A 1,843-nucleotide genomic window follows, 5' to 3' on the forward strand; every position below is an offset into this window, starting at 1 on the left:
ATCCACTCTGCGCCGAGGTTGCCGAGGTTTCCGCCGCCGATGATGGCGGTGTCGTTGATCAGCCATGAGGCGTATGTGCCGGCCGCGTCGCGGAACAGCAGGTCGCTTCGTCCGTCGCTGTTGAGGTCGGTGATGTCCGCCAGCTGGAAGCTGCCGCCGGGGTTGCCGAGGTTTCCGCCGCCGACGATGCTGGTGCCATCGAGATCCCAGCTGGCATAGGTGCCGGCGGTGTTCTGGAACAGCATGTCGGACTTGCCGTCGCCGTTGAAGTCGCCGAGGCCCCTGAAGGTCCAGTCCGCGCCGGGGTTGCCGATGTTGCCGCCGCCGGTGATCGCGGTATCGTTGACCAGCCAGGCGGCATAAGTGCCCGCCGCGTTGCGGAACAGCAGGTCGGCCTTGCCGTCGCCGTCGAGATCGCCCGCCGCCACGAAGCTGAACCCCGCTGCCGTGCCGATGTTGCCGCCGCCGATGATGGCGGTGCCGGCAAGGTTCCAGGTGGCATAGACCCCGCTCGCGCTGTTCTGGAAGAGGATGTCCGCGCGCCCGTCGCCGTTGAAATCGGCCGCGGCCCTGAAGGTCCAGCCTGCGCCCGGATTGCCGATGTTGCCGCCGCCGATGAAGCTGCTGCCATCGCTTCGGAACGTCGCCAGCCGGCCGTCGGTGTGCTGGAACAGCACATCGCTCTCGCCCGTGCCCGAGAAGTCCGCGACCGCCCGTGCGCTCCAGCCGCTGCCGGGATTGCCCAGCGTGCCGCCGCCGACAATGCGGCCGCTGCCCACCAGCCATGTCGCCACGGTGCCGCCGGTCTGCTGGAAGGCCAGAGTGGCAAAGCCGCGCGCCTCGGGTGCATCGATCGCCGCAAAGGCTGGGCCCGGGTTGCCGACGTTCCCGCCGCCGATGATCGCGGTATCGTTCAGCGTCCACGTGGCGAGAGTGCCGTTCACGTTGCGGAAGATGAGGTCCGACCGGCCGTCGCCGTTGTAGTCGTCGATCCCGGCGAGGGTGAAGGCGGTGCCGGGATTGCCGATATTGCCGCCGCCGACAATGGCGCTGCCATTGAGGTTCCAGGTGGCATAGCTGCCATCGGCGTTCTGGAACAGGATGTCGCTCCTGCCGTCGCCGTTGAAGTCGCCGGTGCCCTTGAAGAACCACGAAGGGCCCGGGTTGCCCAGATTGCCGCCGCCGGTGATCGCGGTGCCATTGATGGTCCAGATCGCATAAGTGCCATTGGCGTTCTGGAACAGGATGTCGCTCTTGCCATCGCCGTTGAAATCACCGGTCGCCTTGTAGACGAAGCTGGCCCCCGGCGCGCCGATATTGCCGCCGCCGGTGATCGCCGTGCCGTTCAGCTGCCAGCTGGCATAGACTCCGGTGAGGGCATTGAGGAACAGCAGATCGGCATTGCCATCGCCGTTGAAATCGCCGGTGCCGACCAATGCGAACGCCGCTCCGGGATTGCCGATGTTGCCGCCGCCGGTGATCGCGGTGCCGGAAAGCTGCCACGAGGCGAAGAGGCCGCTGCGGCTGCGGAAGAGGACATCGGTGCTGCCGTCGCCGTTGAAATCGGCGAGCGCCGCGACCGAGAAGGCCGAACCCGGATTGCCCAGATTGCCGCCGCCGCCGATCGCCGTGCCATTGAGCTGCCACGAGGCGATCGTGCCGTTCTGGCTGCGGAACAGCACGTCCCCGCGCCCGTCGCCGTTGAAATCACTGCGCAGGCCGCCGCGCTGCAACACGAGATCGACGTTACCCGGCGATGCGCCGGCCGCCGCCGTGACGATAGTGCCCGGGCGCAGGTTCTGCAGGGTCAGCGAACCACCGGTGAAGGTCAGCGTATTGCCGC

General features: G+C 67.4%; 1 protein-coding gene. It reads right to left on the bottom strand.

Annotation, left to right across the window (positions count from 1 at the left end):
- Nucleotides 1–1,843, bottom strand: a 1,843-nt coding sequence (locus NDB2M1_RS00015) for an FG-GAP repeat domain-containing protein (RefSeq protein WP_143146564.1), incomplete at both ends; no start/stop codon positions are given.

It is taken from the genome of Novosphingobium sp. NDB2Meth1, assembly GCF_900117425.1.
Lineage (GTDB): Bacteria > Pseudomonadota > Alphaproteobacteria > Sphingomonadales > Sphingomonadaceae > Novosphingobium.